Raw genomic sequence first — 26501 nt, 5'->3', positions numbered from 1 at the left:
GTCAGCAAACAGAATTTAAATTCACATTTTTGTTTGACTATCTTCACTCAATCCGTAAAGTAGGCACCCGAACACAGCGGGGCTAACGTTTAGTCGGTTCTAACGTGTTGAAAAATGGCGCCTTGGCAGAGTGGCTATGCAGCGGATTGCAAATCCGTGGACCTCGGTTCGACTCCGGGAGGCGCCTCCATTCTCTTTCTCTCTTATTTAGTTAATGAGAAATTAGACGAATGAAATTGCGATACTAGCTCAGTTGGTAGAGCGCAACCTTGCCAAGGTTGAGGTCATCGGTTCGAACCCGATGTATCGCTCCAAATTTTGTAATGTTGATTCATTTTGACATTAAGATGGTGTTTTACTTTTCAGTAATCGGCATCGCAATAAAGAATTGCGTGCCCTGGTGGTGGAATTGGTAGACACAAGGGATTTAAAATCCCTCGGCGTTCGCGCTGTGCCGGTTCAAGTCCGGCCCGGGGCACCATCTATTTGATTGTTATCTTGTTTGGTAGTGATCAACAGAGTCGTTCTCTTAAAACACGACTTGAAGGCGCCTTGGCAGAGTGGCTATGCAGCGGATTGCAAATCCGTGGAGCTCGGTTCGACTCCGGGAGGCGCCTCCATCATTTAGAAGAAACCAGTCCTTGTGGCTGGTTTTTTCGTTTCTGGCTTCTTTGTTTCTTGTTTCTCCATCCTTGCCTCTTCATTTCTCCCCTTTACCTTTCATAGACCCACTCTATTTTGATGAGATCCTAAGTTGAACCTTTGTTGATAGACAGGTGAATAAACCAAAGTCACAATTAACCATAATGCTCAATTTGTTTCATTATTTTATGGGATAACCCTAATTAAAACATGTGTATGAGTGATAGTGTCCCTCTTTATATTTCTTTAATTGTTCTATAAGAGGTTCTTAAATATGCAATTTAGTCTAAAGAGGAAAATGGTTTTCTCTGTAGTTTTGGCGATTGCTGTTACATCTGCCATTCTCCTTTTCATGGGTTATAAGACTTTTCAAACAAACAGCTGGCAAGCAATAGAAAGTGAAAGCCGCAATACGATTCAAGCTCATGCAAAAGGCATCAGCGACTGGTTTTACGATAAGAAGCAAGCAGTACACGGGCTTAAGCAACAAGTACAGCTTAACCCTTCAATAGATATCGTTCCTCATTTACGTCAAACCTTGGTATCTGGTGGGTTTGGATTGAGCTATTACGGTAACAAAGAAGGTGAGATGTTTCGCCATGATCCTTCATTGAATAAAGCGGGTTACGACCCAAGAGTCCGAGGTTGGTATAAACAAACATTGGCTGAAAATCGAGCTGTGACAACAAAGCCGTATGTGAGTGTGACGATGCAAACCTTGGTGGTGACACTGACCGATCCTGTGACCGAAAATGGTTCAATCATCGGTGTTGTGGCATCTAATCTTGCGTTAGACAAGCTAATTGAAGATGTGTTGGCTATTCAGGTTCCAGGTAATGGACGAGCGATACTAATTGATAAGCAAGGCACGGTCGTTGCTCATAAGAATAAAGATTTCATCCTTAAGGAAGTCAAAGAGATAGCACCTGAATTAAGTGTTTCTGGATTAAACAGTGCTGCGCAGAACTTGACGACGATCTTTACGCAAGTGGATGGTGCCGCGCGAGTCATCATGGCTGAGCCAATTAAAGGCACTGACTGGTTACTTGTGATTGAAATGGATAAAGACGTACTAGAGCAGCCCCTGTTCGATATGTTGATTAGCCAAATTACCACAGGTTTGATTGTATTGATCGTTATGGCTGTAGCAACCTCATGGTTTGTGGCTCGTCAATTAGTTGAACTGGGTCGAGTGAGTGAAGCATTAGCTGATATTGCGGAAGGGGAAGGCGATCTCACCCAAAGACTACAAGTGTCGAGCCAAGATGAGGTGGGTCAGCTTGCCGATAAATTTAATGTCTTCGTTGATCGACTCCATCAAATGATGCAAAACGTCACTCAAGTTTCTACCGCGATGAACAGCGGTGCCGAGCATGCTAATACCAGTGCGATGAAGCGCAGTGATAGTGTAAGCAGACAACAAGATGAGATCACGATGGTAGCAACGGCTGTGACAGAAATGGCGACAGCAACAGCCGAAATCGCCACGAATGCTGAGAGTACGGCCAAAAGTGCGACTCATTCGGTGGAGTTGAGCGAGCAAGGTTTCCAACAGATGGCCAAAAGCCAATCATCGATCAATGAACTTGCTACTGAGCTAACAAGCGCTGTGTCTATCATCAGCGAGCTTGAAGAGCATGGTCAACAAATCGCGTCTATCTTAGCGACGATTCGTGAAATAGCGGAGCAAACTAACTTACTCGCGCTCAATGCGGCCATTGAAGCGGCTAGGGCAGGCGAACAAGGCAGAGGTTTTGCTGTGGTGGCTGACGAGGTTCGTGTGCTTTCTCAACGTACTCATGCTTCAACAGAAGAGATCGAAGACAAGATCAAACGCTTACAACAAGCGACCAATGGTGCGGTGAAAGTGATGACACAAAGCCATGATATGGCGAAAACAAGCGTACATGACGTGGACATGGCCGGAGAGAGCTTGGCTCAAATCCGTGAAGCGATTCAGATGATCAGTGATATGGCGACTCAGATTGCTTCTGCCGCTGAAGAGCAATCTTTAGTTACTGCAGAAATCAATGCGAATACTGAGTCTGTTCGTGAAGTCAGTGATGTGATGGCGCTTGATGCGACAGATGCCGTTTCGCAAGCCGATCAGCTCAGCCACTTAGCTAACGATCTCAAACAGGAACTATCAAGATTTAAACTTTAAGTTCAATTAAAATCATAAAGAGCACAAGTCATTACAGGCTTGTGCTCTTTTTTATGCAGCCAGCATCAACTTAATTCACTGCCTCAATGCTTATCGAAGAAATCCTTATTACGGATATACTTACTCATTAAGTGATAAGAGAAAGGCCGGATCAACCAACTGAATATTGATCGCCCGAGGCGTATTAACGTCGGTGTGTTTTCGTAGATCCTGCCGTTATAGAGCCAAAGTACTTTCCCTACATGCCAATACAACAGCGGCACGGGCGGCATGAAGGTGACAATATCGATGTCACAACAGATACGGTAGGTTTTCTTGCTCAAACGGTAGTTCTTTTTAAAACTCCAATCACCGATTGCAGGTTGGCCGAACGTAACGATTCGTTTGATAGAGCCTGGATACTTTTGGTCTAGGTAGTCAGCAAATACACAACCAATAGCGCCGCCAGAAGAGTGGCCGGTGATCGAAACTCTTTTCCCTTGCTCTAACAAAGGTTTGAGCGTAGCTTCTAAGCGTTCGATAACGGTTTGCCCAAGCTTGTCTTCGTTGCGACTTGGTTGGCTTTCTTGGAACATAAGATGATAGAAGCCAGCGTGTACCCGATAGTTCAGCCCAATCCTTTTACAGCTTCTGGTCCATAGTGCAAAAGTGAGTAGCCAGTCAGAAATGCTGTGTGACCCCTTGATAACCACGACCACTTCATCTTTGTCGCTGCTCCATAAGACTCGAATCATGGTTTTGCCAAACTGATTCTTTATGATGCGCTGTCCATTCGGATCAAAACCGTAACGAGTTTGTTTAAAGACTCTAGGGTAGGCGAGGTTACAAAGAACGGCGTAGCGCTCATACTGGTATCGTTTTAGTGGCTTCACGTTGTCATTTCGTAATAGTTGTTACTTAAAACTTTAGTCTTTGAATGTGAAAAGCACATGAAAACGAGGGAGTGTTTCGTTCATTCTATGGAATCAACAGTATTTAGTGAATCTTCGAACTGGATTTCGGCTTATGAGTTCCCGTTAAAACTCAAAATCTACGTATAAGAACCGTACAAGCTGCACTAAATTCAATCGTTTGAGTTCGATAATTAATCACTTGAATTGAAAGATAAAATTTACTGTTGACGAATTTTTTCTATCCGTTAAAGTACACCTCGTTCTCACGGCTTAGGTCGCTGAGAGATGGTGTTTTACTCTTCAGTAATCAGCATCGCATGATTGCGTTGCCCTGGTGGTGGAATTGGTAGACACAAGGGATTTAAAATCCCTCGGCGTTCGCGCTGTGCCGGTTCAAGTCCGGCCCGGGGCACCATCTATCTAGCTTCTACTTTGAGTAGAGTGTTGAACAAAGAGTGGTTCTCTTTAAACACTTCAATATATTTTATGTTGATAAAGGCGCCTTGGCAGAGTGGCTATGCAGCGGATTGCAAATCCGTGGACCTCGGTTCGACTCCGGGAGGCGCCTCCATTCTCTTTCTTATTTAATTAATGAGAAATTAGACGAATGAAATTGCGATACTAGCTCAGTTGGTAGAGCGCAACCTTGCCAAGGTTGAGGTCATCGGTTCGAACCCGATGTATCGCTCCAAATTTTGTAATGTTGATTCATTTTGACATTAAGATGGTGTTTTACTTTTCAGTAATCGGCATCGCAATAAAGAATTGCGTGCCCTGGTGGTGGAATTGGTAGACACAAGGGATTTAAAATCCCTCGGCGTTCGCGCTGTGCCGGTTCAAGTCCGGCCCGGGGCACCATCTATTTGATTGTTATCTTAGTTGGTAGTAATCAAAAGAGTTGTTCTCTTTAAACACTACTGAAGGCGCCTTGGCAGAGTGGCTATGCAGCGGATTGCAAATCCGTGGACCTCGGTTCGACTCCGGGAGGCGCCTCCATTATTTAGAAAGCCCGATCAGAAATGATCGGGCTTTTTTACGTCTGTAGGAAAGTGTTCTTAGAAAACATTTCTTGTTCTGTCTTGGTTCAGAATCATTAAGGAAGCAAGTGCTATGAATCGTATCTCTGTTTGATCAGTAAACACGTGTATGTGAATCAAAGAGTCCAACGCTGATCAGTGAACTGCACTTGTTCAATGCTTGATAGGGTATTCAAGCCATCGCGTGAAGTAACGGTGTCATTGAGCTGAAATTTACCGCCCCCAAGATTGTGGATTTGGTATTCACTTTTAGGACCATGTACTACAACCGTATTAACACCTAAATTTCCGGTTACCTTATTATCATATCCATTGATCTCAATATTTGCGTTATTCTTGCCCGATAGCGTTAGTTTCGTCAGATATTGAGAGTGATGAGTGTAGGGCGTTGCTGGGTCATATTGCATTTTAAAAGTGCCGGTGAATGTATCAGCAATGTATGCGTCGTAATCCAGGGTTGGAGAGAAAATCTGTTCCGTAATATATTGCGCGTTAGGATCTCTTGTAGAAAAGTCGTCGCGAGTTTTAACTCTGTATAACCCCCACATACCTTCGCCACTATACGCCCCCCAAAGCCCGTAATAGCTATCAATGACGGCTGCAAAGTATTCTTGGTCAACACTGACTTCTTCTTGCCACTCTTCCAAAGTGTCAACTGGAGGTGTATAGGCATTATGTAAAGCCTGAGTCTGTATTGTATTTAGCTCTTTTTGAAATAAAGGTAATGCCGATTTGCCACTTTGAGGGGAGTTAAGAACACCAATACCATAGTCATGGACTAGGTGGAGAATTTCCTCGTAAGACGCATCGCGATGCTCTTCATAATCCTGTCGAACATACCATTCTCCGCCTTCTACTTGAATTTCCTCTTCGAACAAGGGTTGGCCATCCAAATCGTCGTTATATTGGGGCTCATCGTGATAATTCATTAGTTTCAATATTGCGCCATTGTTCGCCATAGCATTTGCAATATCGCGTTTTGAGTCAGCGCTCCCGTATTTAGTGCCATCAACGGGGGTTAGATAGTGGTTGAGAATATTGACTGATTTGACTATTTGATAATCGCTCAGGCGATCCATAATTAGAATATGGATAGATTTGCCATTGGGGGCATTGACCGCGACATGTCGGTTATAACCTGCTTTGGAATACGCAGAGAACTGAGAAGGGACTGCTTCTATTGTGATCCCGTGAACAACGGATGGTTTGACATTTTCTTGGCTTGCCACAGGCTTGCTTTGGCTTGAACTATTACAACCGACAAGAAGAACATTGGCAGCGAATGCAGTTAAAGATAACACTTTCATGGGACACATCTTATGATTTTGAACGTAGTGCCAATATACCGAGATGTCGCGTGATATTGGGTGATTACAGTTGCTGTAATACATATCCATACAATGTCTTACAAAGCCCGTGATCCTAACCGTTCTATCATTTTAAGTTGTTAGCGGCCGCGAGTAGTGTCGAGGTATGGATGAGTAAAATGGCGAAGGTAATAGTTTCGTCTGTCATAGACACGTTATGCGTAATAGTAGAGGAGATGGTATTTGCTTTGTCACCATTAATTGATCATATGACTCTTCACAATTACTCATACTTCTTCATGAAGTAAGAGGTTTGGCAATTTGTAGAGTAGAAAATGGAACGGTAAATGAAAATGATTGTCATTTACTTACGTTGTTGCTAACCTATTATGAAACTTTACAACACTCTTTCTAGTGCGCCAAAGTGTATATAAAATCCCGCTAAACCCTATCAAAACCAAGGTTATTCGTTTGCTTAGCTCGATAAACAAGCAGATCTACCTCTTTTGTCCTACCCCTTTCGGGTAGTTCGTTTTCGTAATTGATTTACATCATATTTTCATTTTCTTTCATAATTCATTATTCGTGTAGTTAAGAAATATATAACCTTCAGGAATTCTTATGAGCAAGATGAAGCTAGTCGTAATCGGTAACGGGATGGTCGGTCATCGCTATATCGAAGATTTAGTCGAGAAGACAGATGTTGCGAACATGGACATTACGGTGTTCTGTGAAGAACCACGTGTTGCGTATGACCGTGTGCACCTTTCTTCTTACTTTTCACACCACACTGCAGACGAACTTTCTTTAGTTAAAGAGGGGTTCTACGAGAAAAACGGCATAAACATGCTGATCGGTGAACGTGCAATCAACGTTAACCGTGAGAAAAAAACGGTTTACTCAAGCACTGGCCGTGAAATCCAATACGACAAACTTGTTCTTGCTACTGGTTCTTTCCCTTTCGTTCCGCCAATTAAAGGCAACGAAGGTAAAGACTGTTTTGTTTACCGCACAATCGAAGATCTAAAAGCTATTGAAGCAACCGCTAAGAATTCTAAGTCTGGTGTTGTTGTTGGTGGCGGTTTACTAGGTCTTGAAGCGGCTGGTGCACTAAAAGCACTTGGCGTGACAACACACGTTGTTGAGTTTGCTCCTAAGCTAATGGCTGAGCAACTTGACCTAGCGGGTGGTAACCAACTTCGTCAAAAAATCGAACGTATGGGCGTAAACGTACATACAAGCAAGAACACGCTTGAGATTGCTCCTGAAGGCACTGAAGCTCGTAACGTGATGCGTTTTGCAGACGGAACAGAGCTCGAAACAGATTTCATCGTATTCTCTGCTGGTATTCGTCCACAAGACAAACTTGCTCGTCAAATGGGCTTGGGTATCGCACCTCGTGGCGGTATCGAGATTAATGATTACTGTCAAACGACGGATAAAGACATCTATGCGATTGGTGAGTGTGCGTCTTGGAACCAAACGTTCTACGGCCTTGTTGCTCCGGGTTACAAAATGGCGACCGTTGCTGTTGACCACGTTGTTGGTAACGAAAGCACATTTGAAGGTGCTGACATGTCTGCGAAGCTTAAGCTTCTGGGCGTGAAAGTAGGTTCAATCGGTGATGCAAACGGTCGTACTCCTGGTTGTAAAAGCTACGTTTACCAAAACGAAGAGCAAGAAGTTTACAAACGCTTAATCGTTTCTGAAGACAACAAGAAACTGCTTGGCGCAGTAATGGTTGGCGATACTTCTGATTACGGTGACCTTCTTCAACTTATGTTGAACGAAATTGACCTACCAGAACATCCAGATGCATTGATTCTTCCAGCACACGCTGGCGGTGAAAAACCAACGCTTGGCGCTGACTCCTTACCGGAAACTGCAGTTATCTGTTCTTGTTTCGACGTAACCAAAGGCAAGATCGCTCAAGCTGTTGCTGAAGGTCACCACACCATTGGTGATATCAAAGCAGTGACTGGCGCAGGTACAGGTTGTGGTGGTTGTATTCCACTTGTGACTTCTGTGCTAAACGCTGAACTTGCTAAAGCGGGTGTGGAAGTGAAGAACGACGTTTGTGAGCACTTTGCTTACTCTCGCCAAGAGCTTTTCCACCTAATCCGCATCGAAGAAATCAAAACATTCGACGAGCTACTTGAGAAGTACGGTAAAGGCTACGGCTGTGAAATCTGTAAGCCTCTAGCGGGTTCTATCCTTGCTTCTTGCTGGGGTGAGCACATCCTTAAGCCTGAGCTAGTAAAACTGCACGATACCAACGACAACTTCTTAGGTAACATTCAGAAAGATGGTACTTACTCGGTTATCCCTCGTATGGCGGGTGGCGAAGTAACGCCTCAAGCTCTAAGCGTTCTTGCGGATGTTGCGGCTGAATACAACCTATATACGAAGATCACTGGTGCACAACGTATCGGTCTATTCGGTGCTCAGAAAGATGACTTACCAGCAATCTGGAAGAAGTTAATCGCAGCCGGTTACGAAACGGGTCAAGCTTACGCAAAAGCACTTCGTATGGCTAAGACATGTGTCGGTTCAACTTGGTGTCGTTACGGCGTTCAAGATTCAGTTGGCCTAGGCGTGATGATCGAGAACCGTTACAAAGGCATCCGTACGCCTCATAAGATGAAGTTCGGTGTGTCTGGCTGTACTCGTGAGTGTGCTGAAGCTCAAGGTAAAGATTTAGGTATTATCGCAACGGACGCTGGTTGGAACATGTATGTGTGTGGCAACGGTGGTATGAAGCCTCGTCACGCAGATTTATTGGCAAGCGATCTAGACCAAGAAACACTGCTGAAATACATCGATCGTTTCATGATGTTCTACATCCGTACGGCTGCGCCACTACAACGTACTTCGGTATGGATGGATAACCTAGAAGGCGGCGTTGACTACCTACGTGAAGTGATTGTAGATAATAAACTTGGCATCAACGACCAGCTCGAAGCTGACGTCGCTGGCCTAGTGGGTAACTTTGCTTGTGAGTGGACTGACACTATCAACGATGAAGCTCAACTTAAGCGCTTCTCACACTTCATCAATGCTGATGACCGTGATGAAAACGTTGTGTTTGTTAACGATGGCCGTGAACAACACCGCCCAGCAACATTTACAGAAAAACACCCAGAAGCGAAGGGCGACATCCTTCACGTTGAACTGGTTTAATTGGGAGACGACATCATGGCATTTACCAAAGTTTGTAAGATCGAAGATATTATTCCAGGTACCGGTGTTTGTGCATTGGTTGGTGGTGAGCAAGTTGCTATTTTCCGCCCAACTAAAGCTGAAGAAGTGTTCGCTATTAGTAATACTGACCCGTTTTTCCAATCAAACGTTTTATCTCGCGGTTTAACGGTTGAGCACAAAGGTGAGCTTTGGGTGGCGAGCCCACTTAAGAAACAACGCTTTAACCTAGCAACAGGTGTGTGCATGGAAGACGAGAACTTCAGCGTGAAAGCGTATAAAGCTCGAATTACCAAAGGTGCTGTTGAAATTTCAGCATAATCGAATACGTAACAAGATTTGATAGATCAAGGGTTCTAGTTATCGACATTGCCTTAGTTCGGCAACTAGAACCTTTTCCTATCCGATTTTAACTTTTAATTTTAACTTTTTAAGGACAACCTTATGTCTCCTGATTTTAAACCAGCTGAATTCGTTCAAACGATGATCGATGTGGGTGAAGCGAAAACGAAAACAAGTACTCGCGATCTTCTGATTCGAAGCACAATGGCAGGCATCATTCTTTCTCTTGCTGTTGTTGTGGCTATTACGACTATCGTGCAAACAGGCATTGGTATTGTTGGCGCTCTTGTGTTCCCAGTGGGCTTCGTTATTCTAAGTGTAATGGGCTACGACCTAGTAACAGGTGTATTTGGCCTTGCTCCTTTAGCGAAATTCGATAACCGCCCAGGTGTGACTTGGGGGCGTGTTCTACGTTGTTGGGGTATTGTTGGCCTTGGTAACCTTATCGGTTCTCTAATCGTTGCGGTACTGGTTGCTATCTCATTAACGGGTAACTTCTCTTTAGATCCAAACGCAGTAGCACAAAAGTTCATTGCGGTTTCTACAGCTCGTAGCCTAGGTTTTGAAAACATGGGTATGGACGGATGGATCACGTGTTTCGTACGCGGTATCTTCTGTAACCTAATGGTATGTCTAGGCGTGATTGGTAACATGACAGCACGCACTGTGTCTGGTCGTGTAGCAATGATGTGGTTCCCAATCTTCATCTTCTTCGCACTAGTATTTGAGCATACAGTAGTTAACATGTTCCTATTCCCACTGGGTATGATTCTAGGCGCTGATTTCGGTATCGCGACATGGTTGAACTTCAACCTTATCCCTACAATCCTTGGTAACATCGTAGGTGGCCTTTTCTTAACATGTGTTCCTTTGTTCCTAACACACGCTAGAACCGCTCCTTCTCTAGGTGCTAAGTAATTCTGAATACGGTGAAACGTAATTTAGTATGAGATTAAGAGCCCCAACAACATGTTTGGGGCTTTTTTAGTTCGAAAGCCTTAAACATCATCAATGCGTTGATTTTTATTGAGTAAAATAGCCGCAATAGACTGTTTTGTTATAATTACTTCTATCTTCGTTAGTATTTAGACTGAATATTTAATTCAACACCTGATAGTCTAAGGGTTAAGGATTTGGATAAGTCATCATGAATACAGTGACTTATCACATAGATTAAAGCTTGAGATAGAACAAGCAAACCTTCGGAGCACAGCATGTCAGAAGTATCGTCATCGAATGTTAAAGAAGTAACCAAAGGATTGGTTTCATTAGTAGGCGCGGGCCCTGGTGACCCAGACTTACTTACCCTAAAAGCGGCACGTGTTATTCAACAGGCTGATGTGGTCGTTTATGACCGCTTAGTATCTAAAGATATCTTGGCAATGGCTAACTCCTATGCAGAAATGCTGTATGTGGGGAAAAAGCTCGACCATCACTGTGTACCACAAGATCAGATCAACCAACTGCTAGTGACTAAAGCGCAAGAAAATAAACATGTTGTTCGCCTTAAAGGCGGTGACTCGTTTATCTTTGGTCGTGGTGGTGAAGAGTGCGAAACTCTGGCTGAAAATGGTGTGAGATTTGAAGTGGTACCCGGTATCACCGCAGCTGCAGGCGCTACCGCGTATGCGGGTATTCCGCTTACACATAGAGATCACGCACAAAGCGTTCAATTCATTACTGGTCATCTAAAGAAAGATGGTGAAGATATTGATTGGCGTTCGCTTGCTCAACACAATCACACGATCGTGTTTTACATGGGTTTAAAAGAGAGCCCGAACATTCAGAAAAACTTATTAGATAACGGTATGCGAGCAGACATGCCTGTTGCGATTATTGAAAATGGTACGCGCCAAGAACAGAAAGTGTTCCGTGGTGGTTTGAGTGACTTAGCCAACCTTGCGAGTGTCGCAAAAAGCCCAGCATTGATTGTGGTAGGTAGCGTTGCTCAGCTTCATGAAAAATTGGCTTGGTTTAACAAGCAAGCTTAATTGATTAATTTACAAGTTAATGTGTTAAGCGACCGCTTAGCTGACTAAGAATCAAATACTGCAGCGGCTACTTTGTCGCTGCATTTCTTTTTGGCGCATAGGCATCTCATCAATAATGTTGGTGATAAGGTTCCAATCAGTCTTCCCATTCCATCGATGCTTTTCTTTTCCGTCTTTACCTATCAAAACAGCAGTATGTGAGCCTTTCGGTATTCCATAGCTGTCGGTTACCGCCTCTAAGTTAAATTCTTCTTCAAGCCAAGTAGGGACTGTGTAGCCGCTTTCCGCGATGACTATGATAACCACGTCTCGTTCATCCAATTGACAGTTATTGATCAACACTTCATTGAGAAACTCTTTGACGGCAGAGTCCTCCTTCGGTGCAAAATAGATCACACTGCGGTGCGGCAAGGCCTTGGAGTGAGAGTAGGCTGGGTAAGCGTGCAACGAGTTGACTGACAGAATCATAAACATAACCGCGCTTGTTAATAGAGTTTTCAATGGTTTGGATATTGCTTTGGTTATCGCTGCGCAGCAACGTGGCAATACTGAGCCATTGGTGTTGCTGCCAACGTACGATCTGATTATTTGTCGGTACTGCATGTTCCACCTTCCTTGATAAACTCAAACAAGCTCTGAGTTAAGCTAATAACAACTACGTTAAGCTAATAGTAGCGACGTTAAGCCAATAACAGTTACGTTAGGCCAATAACATCTGCGTTAAGCCAATAATAGCTACGTTAAGCATAGCCAATGAGTTCATTTTTATTAAAGAAAGCGGCTCGCATTTTAGAGTTGAATAGAATAGGGTATACGGAAAATCTAAAGGTATGAAATTATGGAAAACATAGCAATTTTGGTCGACGTTCAGAACGTTTACTACACAACGCGCGACAAATACCGTTCTAACTTCGACTATAACCAGTTTTGGTATGTTGCCACGGAAGGGCGTAACGTTGTGACAGCCAATGCTTACGCAATCTCAAGCCAAGATCCAAAGCAGCGTCAATTTCATCATATCCTTCGTGGTGTTGGTTTTAATGTGAAGTTAAAACCCTTTATTCAGCGTCGAGATGGCAGTGCAAAAGGCGACTGGGACGTGGGTATTGCGTTAGACGCGATAGAACTCGCAGAGACGGTTGATACGATTGTTTTGGTATCTGGAGACGGTGATTTCGAAATCCTTGTAGAGCGAATCAAAGAGCGTTTTGGCAAACCTGTTGAAGTGTATGGTGTACCAGGGTTAACTGCTCAAAATCTTATCGATTCTGCCTCAAAATTTGTACCGATTGAAAAAGATTTTCTTCTATAGAGGAAATCCTGCACTTTATAATTGAAATCAATAATAACGATAATTAGAATGCAAACTGTTCTTATTTATCGGTGTGTGCAATGTCTCGCGTTTTAGTTGTTGATGATGATATCCAGTTGTGTGAGTTACTGGGTGAAGTATTGGAAAATGAGGGGTATCACGTCGATACCGTTCATTGTGGTGAATCTGCGCTAGAGTTTATTCAATCGAACCCTGTCGATTTGGTTCTACTAGACGTAATGCTTCCAAACTTGAGCGGAATTCAAGTGGCAAGGCGTATTTGTCAGCGTTTTGCTACTCCTATTCTTATGCTGACTGCACTGAACGACGATGCCTCTATGCTGGATGGCTACCAAGCTGGAGCCGACCAGTACATCGCCAAACCTTTCAATGTTCCTGAGCTCCTAACCCGAATCAAGGTGATCTTGCGCCGCGTTGGTTTTGAACGTCAAAGGCAATCTTTGGCTTCACCTAATCAAGGCTTGTGTGAACAACTTTCTCGTTTACCGTTAACGGGTACTGAGAAAGAACTGCTTGATTACTTGGTCAAAAACGACGGTATTGTTGTATCTAAATCTGACCTTCAAATCCATGTTCTAAAGAAAGAACTCTGTCCTTTCGATCGTAATTTAGATATGCATATCAGTAACATACGTCGAAAGCTCGTTCAGGCAGGCTTGTCTAAGCAACACATCAAAACCGTTCGTGGTAAAGGCTATAGCTACCTAGAGTCGGTAGGGGTATGAGTCAGAAACTGCTGCGTTGCCCTGATTTTATTGCCAAGCGTAAAGATGGTTTAACGTTCCAGTTGTTCAGTTACCTGACGGTGATTCTGGTAAGTATATTAATCCTTCAAGGCGTGGCTGAACGAGCGTTGATGAAGGCTTTGTTGAAGGTACCAGAATCCGTCAAAGCTGAAATGTTGGATCTTGCGTATCAAGCTAATGTTCTGATCGAAGAAGGGGATATGGATGAGTTAGCTGACTGGGGCAATGCTCAAGGTTACTATCTATTTGTGATTGATGAAAATAATCGACCAATTACCCATCGACACATGCATCCGCACTTTGAATTCAAACTCAAGTACCTGCGTACCTTAGATCATCAACTTAGTGACCGTGTGAGTAAGCCGATATTCGGCCTGCCACTCGATAACGGTAAAACACTGGTTATCCAACTCCCACACCAGTTTCACCCGGCTAAATCCTTTGCGCCATATTCTTACATGTTGAAAGCGGTAATAGCTTTGATCGTGTTGTCTCTGTTCTCAATCATCATGGCGAAAAGCCTGCAGCAGCCGCTGGATAGATTAAGAGAAGCGAGCCGAAGATTAGCGCAAGGCGACTTCACTGTCAGTGTTGTTTCTGAGTTAAATTCTACGACGCGGGAGTTCAACGAACTTGCCCATGATTTTGATCATATGACGGTTGAGATTAAGTCTTTGGCTGAAAAGCAACGCCGTTTGATTCGTGATGTGTCTCATGAACTTAGAACACCATTGGCTAGGCAAAACCTCGCATTGCACCTGTTGCGCAGCAAGGTAGATGATAAGAGTATTGGCTTGCTTGAGCGAATGGAAAGCGAAACGGAAGAGATGAACAAGCTGGTGGGTGAGATCCTTGAATTCAGTCGTCTAGAAACGTCTCGCTATGACTCCAAGTTAAGCTTGATGCATCTTGAGCATTATTGTTCGATGCTAATCGCGCAGATGCAAAATGATTTAAAACCGAATCAAACTTTGATTGGTGATTTAGAGACGCCGACATCAATGGTTAATGTTGATGAAAGGTTGCTCCTGCGAGTTATCGGTAATTTGGTCAGTAACGCGATCAAATATGCGGGTGAGAATGCTCATGTTGTCGTGACTACCTATGAACTGTTAACCGATAAACGTTACAGTGTCATATCTGTAGAAGATGACGGCCATGGCATTCCTGATAACAAGATTGCAGGGATTTTCGATCCGTTTACTCGCATAGAGTCAGCCCGTGATAAACAGTCTGGTGGTTACGGTCTTGGGCTAGCGATCGTGAAGGAAGCGATGGGAGTGATGAATGGGCATGTTACTGCTGAGAATAGAGACGGTGGAGGGCTTAGAGTGAACCTTATGTTCCCAATCGCCGACTAGCCTCTTGTTGTTACCTGTCGTGCTTCATCTATAACGATGACTGAAAGCGTGCTGAGAAACATTGCTTAGAAATATAACTTAGTAATATAGCTTAGAAACATAGCCCAAACAAAAACGCCACTGCAGATGCAGTGGCGTTTTTGTTTATACGCTTTTCATTATCAGCTAAGGTATAGCCATTAATTACGCCTCAGCTTGAAGGTAAGAGCGACAGAAAAGCTAGATTATGCCTGTTGGCGTGTTAGCTTAACTTCTTCTTCTTTCTCACCAGCCGCAGGGTCATTGAAGCGAGCTTCGTCAAAAGAACCTTCAGACTTCGCCACAATGATAGTTACGGCACTATCACCTGTGATGTTTACTGCGGTACGAATCATATCAAGAAGGCGGTCAACACCCATGATAAGCGCGATACCTTCAAGCGGTAGACCAACTTGGTTCAATACCATTGCTAGCATAACAAGACCAACACCAGGAACACCTGCAGTACCAACAGACGCCAATGTCGCTGTTAGGATAACCATCAAGTAGTCACCCATAGTAAGGTCAATGTTGTAGGCTTGTGCGATAAACGCCGTTGCAACACCCTGCATGATAGCAGTGCCGTCCATGTTCACTGTTGCACCTAGTGGTACAGTGAAAGAAGCGACTTTGTTGTCAACGCCCATGCGGTTTTTAGCCGTTTCCATTGTTACTGGAATCGTCGCATTCGAAGAAGCCGTTGAAAATGCGAACATGATGGCATCTTCCATTTTACGTAGGAACGTAATAGGGCTTAAACCTGTGAAACCTTTTAGCATCGCACTGTAAGTAACCAAACCGTGTAGGAGTAGGGTACCTGCAAGTACTAAGAAGTATTCTGCTAGGTTCCAGATTGCGCTTAAACCAAGGCCGGAGAACAGCTTCGCCATCAAGAAGAACACACCATAAGGCGCAAGGTTCATCAGTAGCGCAACAAGCTTCATGATCACTTCGTTCAAATCAGAGAAAACCGCAGCGATACGCTCGCCAGGTTTACCCGCTGCACTGATTGCAATACCAAACAACACAGCAAATACGATAACTTGTAACGTTTTGCCCTCAGCCATCGCCTGAATAGGGTTGGTTGGGAACATGTCGATGATTACTTGGCCCAAAGAAGGGGCATCCGCTGATTTGAAAGAGCTCGCAGCAGTAAGATCCGCACCAGCTCCAGGTTGGAACAGGTTACCGATAGTGAGTGCTAGAGTGATAGCAACGGCTGTGGTACCGATATAAAGTGCAAGCGTTTTGCCACCCATACGGCCAAGAGTTGATAAATCTTTAAGAGAGCTCGTACCGCACACTAGTGAAACGAAGACTAGAGGCACAACAAGCATTTTTAAACTGGCGACAAAAATCTGCCCGCCTACTTCAAAGAGTCCGTTAACGATGTAGTTGTTAACAAATCCGCTGTCTGCAAAAAGGGATTGAATGGCAAATCCCGTTAATATGCCCACGACCATACCGAGGATAACTCGACCAGTTAGAGACATAGGTTTCTTGGTATTCATTTAGAACACTCCTTATTATTTATAACTTTGATACCTTTTCAAAGTGAGCGGGAGATTAGCAGTCGGTTGATCAAATCGAAAAACAAAAAATGGGTTTGAAATTATAGATGTGATCAGAGTCACTGATAATTGTATAAATTAAACAAATGAAAACAAAATAATTCACCATTTATTTACATTTATCGAGGGTTTTATACATAAATCAGTTGTTTCAAAGGTAGTAAATAAGACAAGACAGTACTTGTATTGATCTTGGCTGCTTAGATTGACCAGGCCAATGACCTTATAGTGAAATGTTGAATTCATGTTTACAGATCTGCACGCTCAATTAACGTATTGAATTGATTTTGTTGAGCTAAAGAAAGTGTGCGTTCAGTGGGCTTTACAAATCTTTACGAATGCAAAGAATGTAAATTTAATGCAAATGGTAATAATTATCACTTATATTCACTCCCGAAATGATTCAGTGGTACCGGAAACGGTTCAACCGAGCACATCGAATAAATAACAAAGTGCTCGTACAAAAGAATAAAAGCGGAGTAAAGGACATGTTTTCAAAGAGCCCATTGGCCTTAGTGATCGGCGCAGTATTAGCTTCACCAGCAGTATTGGCAGAAACAGCAAAAACAGACGAGCACATGGTTGTTGAAGGTCGTGACTATGGTTACAAGGCCGACACAAATACAACAGCAATGCGCATGGAGGCGACTCAATTAGAGACTCCAGGACAAATTTCGATCATTGATGAACAGCTAATCGATGAACAACGTGCTAGTACTCTGGGCGAAGTTTTACAAAACGATGCAAGTGTTAGTGCTGGTGGTACAAGCCGTAACCGAGAGCGTTTCTCTTTACGTGGGTTCGATCTAGAAAGTTCTTCGGGTTTTCTTCGTGATGGCAAACAACATTGGTCTCACTACCGTCAACCTATTGAATTACTTGAGCGAGTTGAAGTAGTAAAAGGTCCTTCAGGTCTACTTTATGGTCAGTCAGCTCCTGGTGGTTTGATTAACATGGTATCTAAAAAACCAACTTATGAAACTCAAGTAAGTGTAAGTCAAGATATTGGTTCAAATGATCACTCACGTACAGTAGTGGACGTAAGTGGTAGTCTCAACGAAGCTCAGACATTGCGAGCTCGTACCGTTATAGCTAAAGAAAGTTATAGCTCATGGCGCGAATATGGTGATGGTTCGAAGCCACAAACTGAAAGGTTAGTTGGTGGTCTTTTCGTTGATTATGATGTTACAGAAGACGTACTTGTGTCACTTCACTACGACCGTACGAATGATGATGGAAGTGTTGACTCAGGTGCACTATTTGTTGATGGTAAACAAGTCGGTAGCGATAAGCATATTTGGGACGCTCAATGGTCTGAGATTGAAAATGACGTAGAGAATGTTGGTATCGATGTTAATGCTAACCTTACTGATTCAATTCGACTGAGTACTGGCTTTAATTACCAAGATTTTGAGCGTACTGATGTAGAAAGCTTTCCGGGCTTCGACAACTTAAACCCTGATGGAACTGGTACGGTTTCTCATGGTGGTAGCCATCGTCAAGATAATTGGCGTTTTCGTACTGCTTATTTAGACGTAGTTAGTGACTTTGAGTTGGTAGGTATGGAACACCAATTCTTGGTTGGCTCAAACTGGTTAGGTTATAGCTACAAGCGCGACCAATTGGGTTATAACTCAGTAGATGTTGCTCCTGGTGAAAGTGTGGGTACACCAACGTTGAGCGGCAATGACCGTCATACTTTCAGTTCTTATGATTCTTGGGGTTTTTATGCTCAAGACCTAATTTCAATAAATGAACAATGGCAAGTTTTAGCGGGCGTGCGTTTTGATCGTAAAGTTGCAAATGGTGTTGCAGAAGAACATGTTTCTCCGAAGTTAGGTGCTATTTATCACCCAGCGGAAAACGGTAGTGTTTATTTAAGTTATTCTGAAAGTTTCGAGCCTCAAGGCATGGTTTCAAGTGGTCGTCGAACTTATACGAATGATGGCGAACTTCTTGACGCTAAAGTAGGTAAGTCATACGAAGCTGGCACGAAATGGGAGCTTATGGATAACAGCCTATTCGTTTCCGGTGCGATTTTTGATATTACCCAAGATAGCATCGCACTTGATGTTAAAGAGTCGAACGGTGATTACACTAAGACACAATCTGGTGAACAACATCACCGTGGTGCCGAAATTTCAGCTCAGGGCTTTATTACAGAACAGCTATCACTTAGTGGCTCTACTATGTACCTAGATGCTGAAATTGTTAATCATGAAACTTATGCTGGTAACCGTCCAGCAGATGTTCCTGAGTTCTCAGCGAGCCTTTGGTCTAAATACTCTGTTACCAATGCGACTGATGTAAACGTTGGCGTTATCTATGAAGGGTCACGTTATGGCGATGATGCTAATACATTCAAAAAAGACGGTTACACCCGTGTTGATATGGGTGTTGCATACACGCTTAAATATGACGCTGATTTAGATATGATCGTTAGGTTTAATGTTGAGAATCTATTTGATACGGATTACTTAGCCGGCGGTGGCTCAACTGATGTAATCAATGGTCAGGTATATGCTGACGGTGTAGTCATTGGCGAAGGCCGCAACTACATGGCAACACTGCAGGTTAAATACTAATTTGTTTGTAGGGTGTCATTGATAGCTTAAATACTAAGGGGAAGGTTTCGACTTTCCCCTTTCGTGATTCTGCTATTTAGTAAAAATATCCCTAGTAATGCGAGTGACTTTTAATGATAATGAGACTGCTTATCAATAAAACTCATTTGACCTTCTTCTTATAGTAAATGACGACAATTATGAATCTTTTAAAAACTAGCCTAGCGCTTGCCATCAGTTTGTTTGCAACGTCTTCTATGGCAAACAGCTTGGATCAAGCTCAATCAATTCAAAACAAGACCAATAACGCGTCGGCTTCGAGCCAAAAGGTTATTGATAAAAGCTCACAAGCGACTCTAATGCTGCAAGCTGAGATTGAGCGACTGCAAGAAGAAGTTAAAAACTTAGAAATCTACCACGATCACCTTGCCGCACTGGTTGAAAGCCAGAATCAAGAAGCTCAGAGCATTGAAGGGCAGATCGATGAAATTAAGCTAACACGTCAAGGTGTTGTGCCTTTAATGTACAAGATGATCGATGGCCTCCAAGAAGTTATTGAAAGTGATCTTCCTTTCAAGAAAAAGAGCCGTCTGCGTCGCGTTGAAAAGCTGAAAGCGATGATAACTCGTGCTGATGTCAGCGACGCTGAAAAATATCGCCGTATCTTAGAGGCGTATCAAATTGAAGTGGATTACGGTATTAAGCTCAGTTCTTATTCAAGCCGTGTCGAATTAAGTAAAGATAAAGTACTTGAAGTTGACGTTTTGCATCTTGGACGTATTTCACTAGTCGCTCGTAACTTGAATGGTACTCAATATTGGTCTTGGGATCAAAATAGCGCCCAATGGCAAGAGCTTGATTCTTCGATGAAATCTGAGTTGGACAAAGCGTACGATATTGCTAACAAGCAAGCATCTCCAAGCTTAATCACTTTACCTGTTTCTTTAACTGTTGCGGAGGTTAAGTAATGAACTTTAAGCCATTAGCAGCATTGCTTTGCATTACGTCCATTTCATTTTCTGCTTTCTCTGCATCAGACACGACTGCTCAACTAGTTAATAAAGCAAAATCAGAAAGCCGCACTCAAGCTTCTCACAACGTGGTGCGTGAGGCTGACTTCAAAAAGACAGAACAAGAACTCAAAGCCATCAAAGCACAGCTTGATGCGAAACGTACATCGGTTCAAAACGCGACAGACGTTCTAACGAGCACATTTAGTGATAACGAAAACAAACTGGCTCGTTTAGAAGAGAAACTGCGTTTAGAGACTGGTAGCTTAGGTGAATTGTTTGGAGTTGTAAGACAAAACGCGAAAGATCTCGATCATGAACTATCTGACACCGTTACTAATGTCGATCGAGCTGTTTACACAGAAACTGTTTATGACATCGTGGACGCTAAATCATTGCCTTCGATGTCTCAATTAACAGGTCTTTGGTTAAGCATGATGGAGCAAATTCAAGCGAGCTCGGAGATAAGCAAATCGACTGTTTCTCTTGTTAATGATGAGGGAGTAACTGAAAGTGCAGAAGTTTACCGCTTAGGTTCTATTGGTTTGGTTGCAGAACCAGGTTACGTATGGTGGGACTCTAAGCACCAAGATGCGATTGTTTATTTGAAGCAGCCATCAAAAGGTCCAACACTGGCGTCGCTGTCTACATTAGCTAATGGCGAAGTGTCTAACGTGGTAGTCGATCCGTCTCGTGGATTCATGCTAGAACAATTAGCTTTGGAACCAAGCCTAACTGATCGCCTTCAAGCGGGTGGTGTTGTTGGTAAAGTGATTCTTGGCTTGTTGGCAATTGGTTTAATGATCGCATTGGTTCGTGGTATTTCTTTGGCTATCGCTCGTCATAAAATTCGCGCACAACTTAAGAACCCTGAACAACCGGGTAATAACCCGCTTGGTCGTGTTCTTGCGGTTTACAGCAAAGAGCAAAACCAAACCGTTGAAGCTTTAGAACTGCGCCTTTTAGAAGCCGTCGTTGATGAACAGACTCATTTAGAGAAAGGTTTATCGATGCTAAAACTTCTAGCAGCACTCGCACCAATGCTTGGATTGTTGGGCACCGTAACCGGCATGATCGAAACATTCCAAGTGATTACACAGTTTGGCAATGGCGACCCTAAAGTGATGGCGGGTGGTATTTCGATGGCGCTTGTAACAACCGTACTTGGTCTTGTTGCTGCAATGCCACTACTACTGGCACATAACATTCTTAGCACTCAATCAGAGAACATTCGCAATATTCTTGAGAAACAAGGGATTGGTCTTGTTGCTGAACAGGCAGAAAAGACGGTTGAATCAAAACCTGTTGTTTCACCAGTTGGGACTGCTGCGTAATGGATATTTTGTCGGGTTCTCTATTACCAGCGAGTTGGTTAACGAGTGACTGGCTGCTGTCTTTATCAAGCTTTATGGAGCAGGGCGGTTTCGTCCTGTGGTGGCTAGCGGCTGTTGTCCTAGTGTATTGGGTGCTTGTGGTAGAACGCGTGCTTTATCTTGCGTTCTATTTTCCAAAACAACGCCAAGCTTGGATTACAAAGTGGCATGAAAGAGAAGATCACTCTTCTTGGCATGCTAAAGCCATACGTGAAGGTTGGTTAGGGCAAGCGAGTATCTTGCTTAACCAAAACTTGAATTTTATTAAGCTGTTAGTCGCTATCTGTCCTATGTTGGGCTTGTTAGGTACCGTTACCGGTATGATCTCTGTTTTTGATGTCATGGCGACTCAAGGAAGCAGTGACCCTAAATTGATGGCTTCAGGTATCTCGTTGGCAACACTGCCAACCATGGCAGGTATGGTTGCTGCATTAGCGGGCATGTTTGTTCACGCTCGTTTAGCGAAAGTGTGTAACCGCTTAGAATTGAAATTAGAAAAATCTTTAAGGAGTCAACGATGAGACTCGGTCGACGTCATTCTAAAAATGAAGAGGCTCAAATAGACCTTACTTCGATGCTTGATATTGTCTTTATCATGCTTATTTTCTTTATTGTGACCAGTTCATTTGTTCGTGAATCAGGGGTTGAAGTCAATCGCCCACAAGCGTCTAACGTAGTAAGCCAAAAGGATGCGGGCATCTTTGTTGCGATTACGTCTGCGAATGATATCTTCATCGATAAACGTGTTGTCGATGTTGAACGTGTTCAAGCGACGTTAGAACATTTATTGCTAGAACAACCTGATGCTTCTTTGGTCATTCAAGCGGATGAACACGCTTATAACGGAACTGTTGTAAAAGTGATGGACGCCGCTAAAGGTGCCGGTGTGAAAAACATTGCGCTTGCTGCTGAAAAGCGATGATCTTGGAGGATCTTTATAAATGATTCGCCTTTTTCTTGCCTTACCGATAGCGGGGGCACTGGGTTTAGCTCTGTTTTCCTTCATGGCTTGGATGGTTGATAATGGCCATCAACGTTCTCCAGAAAGTGGTGAGACTTTAAGTTTCAACATGGTGATGGTGGAACAAGAACAAGACGTTCAAAGAAGACAACGTGCCGTTCCTGAACAGCCAGAAATGCCAGAACCACCACCAGAAGCGCAAACGTCTCAGTCACAGGCTGAAGTTACGCCTCTGAATTCGATGTCTTCACTGCCTTCATTGGATTTGAATACATCTGTTGATGGTCTAGCGATTAACGCGCCGACATTTTCTGATTTTGGGTCAAACCAACAGGCAATGCCTCTGTATCGAGTAGAACCTCGTTACCCAGCGAAGGCGCTTAAGCGTGGCGCTGAAGGTCATGTCATTATGTCTTTTACTATCGATGAGACGGGGCGCCCAGTTGATATTCAAGTCACTGACGCAAACCCACGTCGTATGTTTGAACGTGAAGCGATGAGAGCACTTAAAAAATGGAAATATCAACCGAAAGTCGTCGATGGAAAAGCGATAGCTCAGGTTGGTCAAACCGTGAAACTAGAGTTTAAGTTGGCAAAATGATGAAACAGATATGGATATTAGTGGGCGTGTTGTTAATGCCCCTTACAACACAAGCAAAAGAGCTAACTCAATATACTGCTATTCGTGTTCAAAAAGCGCACAAGCTTGCTCAAGATGAACAGGTTAAACAGGCGATTGACGTTCTTGCAGGCTTGGAGCTTTCTAAAGGCTACGACAAAGCGTACGTAGCTCGTATGCTTGGTGTGTTTTACTGGCAAGATGGCAAAACCGACACGGCAATTAAGCAGCTTACTTATGCGGTCGACAGCAATTTGCTGGTTGATGAACAGGCTTGGATAACGAAACGCATGCTGGCTGATTTGTTGTTGAACGATCAGCAGTTTAAAAACGCGCTTCCGCACTATTATCAGTTAGTAAAAACAGCGCCAGAAAAAGAAAAGAAAGACACGCTTTGGATGCGAATTGCACAAGCTGAATACCAAATTGAAAACTGGTCGAAAGTCCTAGTAGCCATCGGTAATCGAGACAAATTCAATTCAAAAGCAGAGTTGTCGCCTCTATCGCTGAAATTGGGCGCACAGCTTCAGTTAAAGCAGTGGAAGCAATCTATTCCAACACTGGAAAGCCTCATTGAACTTCAACCAGAGAAAGATAACTGGTGGCGTCAACTTGTTGGTATTCAGCTAAGATTAGAACGTAATCGTGATGCATTGAACACATTAGCGCTGGCTGATCTACAAGGTGTTGAGCTGAAAAACTCAGATCGCCGCTTGTTAGCACAGCTTTACGCGAAACGCGGCATTCCAGAACGCGCAGCACAAGAAATTAGCAAGCTAGATGATGCGAACAGCGACGTTCAACTTCTGGCGGAGCAAGCAACTTACTGGCAGCTAGCGAAAGAGTGGGACAATGCGATTGAAGTGTGGACGCTAGCGTCTAAAAAAGACACTCAATATCATTGGAATGTGGCTCAACTATTGGTTCAGCAAGGTTACTACGACCGAGCGCTGGTTGTTTTAGACAAAGTGAAAGACAAAAACAAACAGGCCGACGTTGCATTAGCAAAAGTGCGCTCATGGTATAAGTTAAAGAACTTAGATAACGCCCTTGCTCAAGCGAAGCGTGCGAACAACATTGAACCATCTTCTGAAGCAAAAGGTTGGATTAAATATCTGACTCAGCTAAGAACAGTTAGTGATAACGGAAATGTCTAACTGCTGATAGCTAAAAAAGAAGATAAGAGACAGCACATAGAAGCTAGAAATAAGAAAAGCAAAAGGGTGTCATTTGATCGTTCAAATGACGCCCTTTTTTATATATTGAATAAAATTGAGCCTTAGTGCTTCATTAGGCCTTGGTGTTTGAGCGAGGTATGAGCAAAGGCAAAATTAAGGGCTACACATCTCGCCACTGTGCGATCCCGCGATGATCATTCCGTTTTGGTCAGCAACCCAGTTGATAGTGCAGTCACGATAGGGATTTTTGAAAGCATGTTGTGTTTCGCCATTCTCGAGTGGGGTTTGAGTTTCTACCCAAGCAAACGTGCGCGACTCCCAAAATGAAACAGCTTGAGAGTGAGGCGTTAAATATAACTTTTGGGCGTCGGCAATATTGGAGCCGATATAACTCTCGATATGTTCGTCAGTGCCGATAATTTGGCTAGTACAAGCCGTTACCAACAGGGTAAAAGCTAAAATAATAATACGCATTTCAAAATCCTTTTAAACATGTATCGCCATGCTCTTTTTATAGACAATAAGCTTAAACTACTCTTGAACAGATCGTGATGTTAATGATCTTGATAGTGATCTCAGTTCTAAATACTTCCAGTTTTCTTTCCTTGAATGCACGGTGTATCCACCTATTGGTTTCTATCTATGATCTTTCGGCTAAATCAGATTGACGTTTTAACCAGTTATTACCACCAACTCTAAACGTTAACAAGATTTACATGTTAACAGAGTAGATAAACAGTTCGATTACTTCCCATGTAATGTTATGTAAATTTCTTTACGCTGCTCGGCAAACGTAAACAATGTAAATTGAATGCCAATACGAATGATTATCAACTAAATTGACGCCATAAAATTTATAGGTATTGGTTTGTATGTCGTTAAAAAGTAGGGCGGTTCAATCATGGGCTCGTCGACTTCATGTTTATATTTCAATGGCGCTTCTGTTCGTTGTTCTTTTCTTCTCAGTGACAGGCATCACCCTTAATCGCCCTGAGTTATTTGAATCAACACAACCCAATATCCAACGGTCAACGTTAACGCTTCCTGCGAATTTATTCACGATACAAGAAGGACGATTGAAAGCCGACGAAACGACCTTTGAAACGTTTTTGTTTGAAGAAGCCAACTTATCTGGCGTTCCTTCAGGTTTAGACATCTACGCAGAGATTGAAAACGGTGAGTTGCTCATCGGCGAAGTGTCTATGGACTTCAAAGGACCAGGCTACAACGCCTCTGTGTTCGTTGACGTGACGTCTGAAATGGTGGAAGTCGAAACCACCAATTACGGCGTTATCGCGCTTTTGAACGACCTACACAAAGGCCGTAACAGCGGTGAAGTTTGGAAGTGGTTCATCGATATCACTGCTTTGCTGATGATCTTTTTTGTGCTGACTGGCGTGTGCTTATTGTTACCTAAGAAAAAAACGCTCAATACCTCCATTAAATGGACGGTGTTTGGGTCTGCAATCTCTCTTGCTATCTATTTTGTCGCCGTGCCTTAACTCTCAATTAGCTTGAGCAATCAGGTTGATGAGTCAGTTTGGTTAATCAGCTTGAAGAACGAACTAAAGGTTAAACGGATTTAAAAGGTTGTTAAACATGAAAAAAATGAACTGGAGCAAGGTGCTTCTTGCTTTATCTCTTTTGCCAAGCCTAGGTATGGCACAAGCGATCCCTGATACGGCAAAACTTGATGTGAACTTTAAGCTGCCAAAGATTGATACCTCTATGTACGCACGTCCTTATGTGGCGGTGTGGGTAGAGAACAGCGAACGAAAGTCAGTGAAAACCATTGAGCTTTGGGTCGGTAAAGATGAATGGCTTAAAGATTTACGTAGCTGGTGGAGAAAGGTTGGGCGTTACGATCGTGAATTGGTTGATGCAGTGACGTCTGCAACGCGCCCTGCTGGCCAGTACCGCTTCGTTTGGGATGGTAAGAGCGATGATGGCCAAACTCTAGAACAGGGCGAGTACACGGTTCATATCGAAGTTGTTCGTGAACATGGTGGCCGTAATTACCTTCGTCAAAAAGTATCGCTAACAGATTCAAACGCTTCTTATGAGCTAAAGGCGACGGAAGAGACGGGTGAAATCACTCTGAACTACATCGCTAAATAACAAGTGCGAATAGCAAACTGAACAGAATAGACAGCAGTCATCGTAGGCTCAGATAGAGCGACACGGCTAACAATT

22 protein-coding genes and 9 tRNA genes are annotated in these 26501 nt (G+C 43.3%); 26 read left to right on the top strand and 5 right to left on the bottom strand.

The genetic code is table 11. The features are described from left to right. The first annotated feature begins 116 nt into the window (after nucleotides 1-116). From L3V35_RS01365 to L3V35_RS01345, 5 genes are all read left to right on the top strand, one after another. Nucleotides 117-190 (top strand) — tRNA-Cys (locus L3V35_RS01365). A gap of 48 nt (nucleotides 191-238) precedes the next feature. Next, nucleotides 239-314 (top strand) — tRNA-Gly (locus L3V35_RS01360). A gap of 80 nt (nucleotides 315-394) precedes the next feature. After that, nucleotides 395-481: transfer RNA gene (locus L3V35_RS01355), tRNA-Leu, on the top strand. Between the two features lie 65 nt (nucleotides 482-546). Further along, nucleotides 547-620: transfer RNA gene (locus L3V35_RS01350), tRNA-Cys, on the top strand. A 320-nt stretch (nucleotides 621-940) separates the two neighbouring features. Continuing rightward, nucleotides 941-2806 carry a methyl-accepting chemotaxis protein gene (locus L3V35_RS01345; RefSeq protein ID WP_237298161.1) on the top strand — a complete coding sequence of 622 codons (1866 nt, stop codon included), beginning with the start codon at nucleotides 941-943 and terminating at the stop codon, nucleotides 2804-2806. Nucleotides 2807-2889: 83 nt separating this feature from the next. On the opposite strand, the gene L3V35_RS01340 is transcribed toward L3V35_RS01345, so the two are convergent. Continuing rightward, on the bottom strand, nucleotides 2890-3678 hold the full coding sequence (locus L3V35_RS01340) for a lipase (protein WP_054548453.1): 789 nt from the start codon (nucleotides 3676-3678) through the stop codon (nucleotides 2890-2892). A gap of 349 nt (nucleotides 3679-4027) precedes the next feature. On the opposite strand from L3V35_RS01340, the gene L3V35_RS01335 reads away from it, so the two are divergent. The 5 genes from L3V35_RS01335 to L3V35_RS01315 all read left to right on the top strand — a co-directional run bounded on the left by L3V35_RS01335 (nucleotide 4028) and on the right by L3V35_RS01315 (nucleotide 4695). After that, nucleotides 4028-4114 (top strand) — tRNA-Leu (locus L3V35_RS01335). An 82-nt stretch (nucleotides 4115-4196) separates the two neighbouring features. Next, nucleotides 4197-4270 (top strand) — tRNA-Cys (locus L3V35_RS01330). 44 nt (nucleotides 4271-4314) lie between these two features. After that, nucleotides 4315-4390, top strand: a tRNA-Gly gene (locus L3V35_RS01325). Between the two features lie 80 nt (nucleotides 4391-4470). Beyond that, nucleotides 4471-4557 (top strand) — tRNA-Leu (locus L3V35_RS01320). A 64-nt stretch (nucleotides 4558-4621) separates the two neighbouring features. Next, nucleotides 4622-4695 (top strand) — tRNA-Cys (locus tag L3V35_RS01315). 157 nt (nucleotides 4696-4852) lie between these two features. Here L3V35_RS01315 and L3V35_RS01310 read toward each other — a convergent pair. After that, nucleotides 4853-6043, bottom strand: coding sequence for a hypothetical protein (locus tag L3V35_RS01310; protein WP_171308615.1), 1191 nt, complete (start codon nucleotides 6041-6043; stop codon nucleotides 4853-4855). 621 nt (nucleotides 6044-6664) lie between these two features. Between L3V35_RS01310 and nirB the strand changes: the two genes are divergently transcribed. The 4 genes from nirB to cobA all read left to right on the top strand — a co-directional run bounded on the left by nirB (nucleotide 6665) and on the right by cobA (nucleotide 11574). Beyond that, complete coding sequence (gene nirB, locus L3V35_RS01305; protein WP_054546800.1) at nucleotides 6665-9223, top strand: nitrite reductase large subunit NirB; 2559 nt, start codon at nucleotides 6665-6667, stop codon at nucleotides 9221-9223. Between the two features lie 15 nt (nucleotides 9224-9238). Further along, a complete protein-coding gene (gene nirD, locus L3V35_RS01300) occupies nucleotides 9239-9562 on the top strand; it encodes a nitrite reductase small subunit NirD (RefSeq protein WP_004731122.1) in 324 nt (107 codons plus the stop codon). Between the two features lie 123 nt (nucleotides 9563-9685). Further along, complete coding sequence (locus L3V35_RS01295) at nucleotides 9686-10501, top strand: formate/nitrite transporter family protein (RefSeq protein WP_017109568.1); 816 nt, start codon at nucleotides 9686-9688, stop codon at nucleotides 10499-10501. 296 nt (nucleotides 10502-10797) lie between these two features. Beyond that, a complete protein-coding gene (gene cobA / locus L3V35_RS01290) occupies nucleotides 10798-11574 on the top strand; it encodes a uroporphyrinogen-III C-methyltransferase (RefSeq protein ID WP_054546801.1) in 777 nt (258 codons plus the stop codon). A 51-nt stretch (nucleotides 11575-11625) separates the two neighbouring features. On the opposite strand, the gene L3V35_RS01285 is transcribed toward cobA, so the two are convergent. Continuing rightward, nucleotides 11626-12177: a DUF4174 domain-containing protein gene (locus L3V35_RS01285; RefSeq protein ID WP_054546802.1), complete on the bottom strand. Its 552-nt coding sequence runs from the start codon at nucleotides 12175-12177 to the stop codon at nucleotides 11626-11628. A 235-nt stretch (nucleotides 12178-12412) separates the two neighbouring features. Here L3V35_RS01285 and L3V35_RS01280 point away from each other — a divergent pair, with 235 nt between their 5' ends. From L3V35_RS01280 to L3V35_RS01270, 3 genes are all read left to right on the top strand, one after another. Then, nucleotides 12413-12886, top strand: coding sequence for an NYN domain-containing protein (locus L3V35_RS01280; RefSeq protein WP_046223538.1), 474 nt, complete (start codon nucleotides 12413-12415; stop codon nucleotides 12884-12886). An 80-nt stretch (nucleotides 12887-12966) separates the two neighbouring features. Beyond that, a complete protein-coding gene (locus L3V35_RS01275) occupies nucleotides 12967-13632 on the top strand; it encodes a response regulator transcription factor (protein WP_054546803.1) in 666 nt (221 codons plus the stop codon). Further along, nucleotides 13629-15014 carry a sensor histidine kinase gene (locus L3V35_RS01270; RefSeq protein ID WP_054546804.1) on the top strand — a complete coding sequence of 462 codons (1386 nt, stop codon included), beginning with the start codon at nucleotides 13629-13631 and terminating at the stop codon, nucleotides 15012-15014. The genes L3V35_RS01275 and L3V35_RS01270 overlap by 4 nt, the downstream gene beginning before the upstream one ends. 224 nt (nucleotides 15015-15238) lie before the next feature. On the opposite strand, the gene L3V35_RS01265 is transcribed toward L3V35_RS01270, so the two are convergent. Further along, nucleotides 15239-16543 (bottom strand): dicarboxylate/amino acid:cation symporter, encoded by a 1305-nt coding sequence (locus tag L3V35_RS01265; protein ID WP_017093555.1) that lies wholly within the window; start codon nucleotides 16541-16543, stop codon nucleotides 15239-15241. A gap of 548 nt (nucleotides 16544-17091) precedes the next feature. On the opposite strand from L3V35_RS01265, the gene L3V35_RS01260 reads away from it, so the two are divergent. From L3V35_RS01260 to L3V35_RS01230, 7 genes are all read left to right on the top strand, one after another. Beyond that, nucleotides 17092-19188: a TonB-dependent siderophore receptor gene (locus L3V35_RS01260; RefSeq protein WP_237298160.1), complete on the top strand. Its 2097-nt coding sequence runs from the start codon at nucleotides 17092-17094 to the stop codon at nucleotides 19186-19188. A gap of 179 nt (nucleotides 19189-19367) precedes the next feature. Beyond that, entirely contained in the window at nucleotides 19368-20135 is a 768-nt protein-coding gene (locus L3V35_RS01255) for a DUF3450 domain-containing protein (RefSeq protein ID WP_108156515.1), read from the top strand. Next, on the top strand, nucleotides 20135-21511 hold the full coding sequence (locus tag L3V35_RS01250) for a MotA/TolQ/ExbB proton channel family protein (RefSeq protein ID WP_237298159.1): 1377 nt from the start codon (nucleotides 20135-20137) through the stop codon (nucleotides 21509-21511). The genes L3V35_RS01255 and L3V35_RS01250 overlap by 1 nt, the downstream gene beginning before the upstream one ends. Further along, nucleotides 21511-22071, top strand: a complete 561-nt coding sequence (locus tag L3V35_RS01245; RefSeq protein ID WP_004731144.1) for a MotA/TolQ/ExbB proton channel family protein — start codon at nucleotides 21511-21513, stop codon at nucleotides 22069-22071. Before L3V35_RS01250 ends, L3V35_RS01245 begins: the two co-directional genes overlap by 1 nt. Continuing rightward, nucleotides 22068-22472, top strand: a complete 405-nt coding sequence (locus L3V35_RS01240) for a biopolymer transporter ExbD (protein WP_004731145.1) — start codon at nucleotides 22068-22070, stop codon at nucleotides 22470-22472. The genes L3V35_RS01245 and L3V35_RS01240 overlap by 4 nt, the downstream gene beginning before the upstream one ends. Nucleotides 22473-22491: 19 nt before the next feature. Further along, nucleotides 22492-23112 carry an energy transducer TonB gene (locus L3V35_RS01235; RefSeq protein ID WP_054546808.1) on the top strand — a complete coding sequence of 207 codons (621 nt, stop codon included), beginning with the start codon at nucleotides 22492-22494 and terminating at the stop codon, nucleotides 23110-23112. Beyond that, nucleotides 23109-24287: a hypothetical protein gene (locus tag L3V35_RS01230; protein WP_054546809.1), complete on the top strand. Its 1179-nt coding sequence runs from the start codon at nucleotides 23109-23111 to the stop codon at nucleotides 24285-24287. The genes L3V35_RS01235 and L3V35_RS01230 overlap by 4 nt, the downstream gene beginning before the upstream one ends. Before the next feature lie 174 nt (nucleotides 24288-24461). Here L3V35_RS01230 and L3V35_RS01225 read toward each other — a convergent pair whose 3' ends face one another. Then, nucleotides 24462-24782, bottom strand: a complete 321-nt coding sequence (locus tag L3V35_RS01225) for a hypothetical protein (protein WP_017082146.1) — start codon at nucleotides 24780-24782, stop codon at nucleotides 24462-24464. Between the two features lie 398 nt (nucleotides 24783-25180). Here L3V35_RS01225 and L3V35_RS01220 point away from each other — a divergent pair, with 398 nt between their 5' ends. Both L3V35_RS01220 and L3V35_RS01215 read left to right on the top strand, forming a co-directional pair. Then, nucleotides 25181-25810 (top strand): PepSY-associated TM helix domain-containing protein, encoded by a 630-nt coding sequence (locus L3V35_RS01220; RefSeq protein WP_171308618.1) that lies wholly within the window; start codon nucleotides 25181-25183, stop codon nucleotides 25808-25810. Between the two features lie 97 nt (nucleotides 25811-25907). Continuing rightward, a complete protein-coding gene (locus L3V35_RS01215; protein WP_065206167.1) occupies nucleotides 25908-26426 on the top strand; it encodes a DUF2271 domain-containing protein in 519 nt (172 codons plus the stop codon). Nucleotides 26427-26501 lie beyond the last annotated feature (75 nt).

The organism is Vibrio sp. L5-1 (assembly GCF_021728315.1).
Taxonomy (GTDB): domain Bacteria; phylum Pseudomonadota; class Gammaproteobacteria; order Enterobacterales; family Vibrionaceae; genus Vibrio; species Vibrio splendidus_K.
This window is presented reverse-complemented; position numbering and strand designations above follow the sequence as displayed.

Bases quoted from the DNA above. Each gene is read 5' to 3' on its own strand.
- L3V35_RS01345 (WP_237298161.1), top strand. From the start codon at position 941: ATGGTTTTCTCTGTAGTTTTGGCGATTGCTGTTACATCTGCCATTCTC.
- L3V35_RS01310 (WP_171308615.1), bottom strand. From the start codon at position 6,043: ATGAAAGTGTTATCTTTAACTGCATTCGCTGCCAATGTTCTTCTTGTC.
- nirB (WP_054546800.1), top strand. From the start codon at position 6,665: ATGAGCAAGATGAAGCTAGTCGTAATCGGTAACGGGATGGTCGGTCAT.
- nirD (WP_004731122.1), top strand. From the start codon at position 9,239: ATGGCATTTACCAAAGTTTGTAAGATCGAAGATATTATTCCAGGTACC.
- L3V35_RS01295 (WP_017109568.1), top strand. From the start codon at position 9,686: ATGTCTCCTGATTTTAAACCAGCTGAATTCGTTCAAACGATGATCGAT.
- cobA (WP_054546801.1), top strand. From the start codon at position 10,798: ATGTCAGAAGTATCGTCATCGAATGTTAAAGAAGTAACCAAAGGATTG.
- L3V35_RS01285 (WP_054546802.1), bottom strand. From the start codon at position 12,177: ATGCAGTACCGACAAATAATCAGATCGTACGTTGGCAGCAACACCAAT.
- L3V35_RS01280 (WP_046223538.1), top strand. From the start codon at position 12,413: ATGGAAAACATAGCAATTTTGGTCGACGTTCAGAACGTTTACTACACA.
- L3V35_RS01275 (WP_054546803.1), top strand. From the start codon at position 12,967: ATGTCTCGCGTTTTAGTTGTTGATGATGATATCCAGTTGTGTGAGTTA.
- L3V35_RS01270 (WP_054546804.1), top strand. From the start codon at position 13,629: ATGAGTCAGAAACTGCTGCGTTGCCCTGATTTTATTGCCAAGCGTAAA.
- L3V35_RS01265 (WP_017093555.1), bottom strand. From the start codon at position 16,543: ATGAATACCAAGAAACCTATGTCTCTAACTGGTCGAGTTATCCTCGGT.
- L3V35_RS01260 (WP_237298160.1), top strand. From the start codon at position 17,092: ATGTTTTCAAAGAGCCCATTGGCCTTAGTGATCGGCGCAGTATTAGCT.
- L3V35_RS01255 (WP_108156515.1), top strand. From the start codon at position 19,368: ATGAATCTTTTAAAAACTAGCCTAGCGCTTGCCATCAGTTTGTTTGCA.
- L3V35_RS01250 (WP_237298159.1), top strand. From the start codon at position 20,135: ATGAACTTTAAGCCATTAGCAGCATTGCTTTGCATTACGTCCATTTCA.
- L3V35_RS01245 (WP_004731144.1), top strand. From the start codon at position 21,511: ATGGATATTTTGTCGGGTTCTCTATTACCAGCGAGTTGGTTAACGAGT.
- L3V35_RS01240 (WP_004731145.1), top strand. From the start codon at position 22,068: ATGAGACTCGGTCGACGTCATTCTAAAAATGAAGAGGCTCAAATAGAC.
- L3V35_RS01235 (WP_054546808.1), top strand. From the start codon at position 22,492: ATGATTCGCCTTTTTCTTGCCTTACCGATAGCGGGGGCACTGGGTTTA.
- L3V35_RS01230 (WP_054546809.1), top strand. From the start codon at position 23,109: ATGATGAAACAGATATGGATATTAGTGGGCGTGTTGTTAATGCCCCTT.
- L3V35_RS01225 (WP_017082146.1), bottom strand. From the start codon at position 24,782: ATGCGTATTATTATTTTAGCTTTTACCCTGTTGGTAACGGCTTGTACT.
- L3V35_RS01220 (WP_171308618.1), top strand. From the start codon at position 25,181: ATGTCGTTAAAAAGTAGGGCGGTTCAATCATGGGCTCGTCGACTTCAT.
- L3V35_RS01215 (WP_065206167.1), top strand. From the start codon at position 25,908: ATGAAAAAAATGAACTGGAGCAAGGTGCTTCTTGCTTTATCTCTTTTG.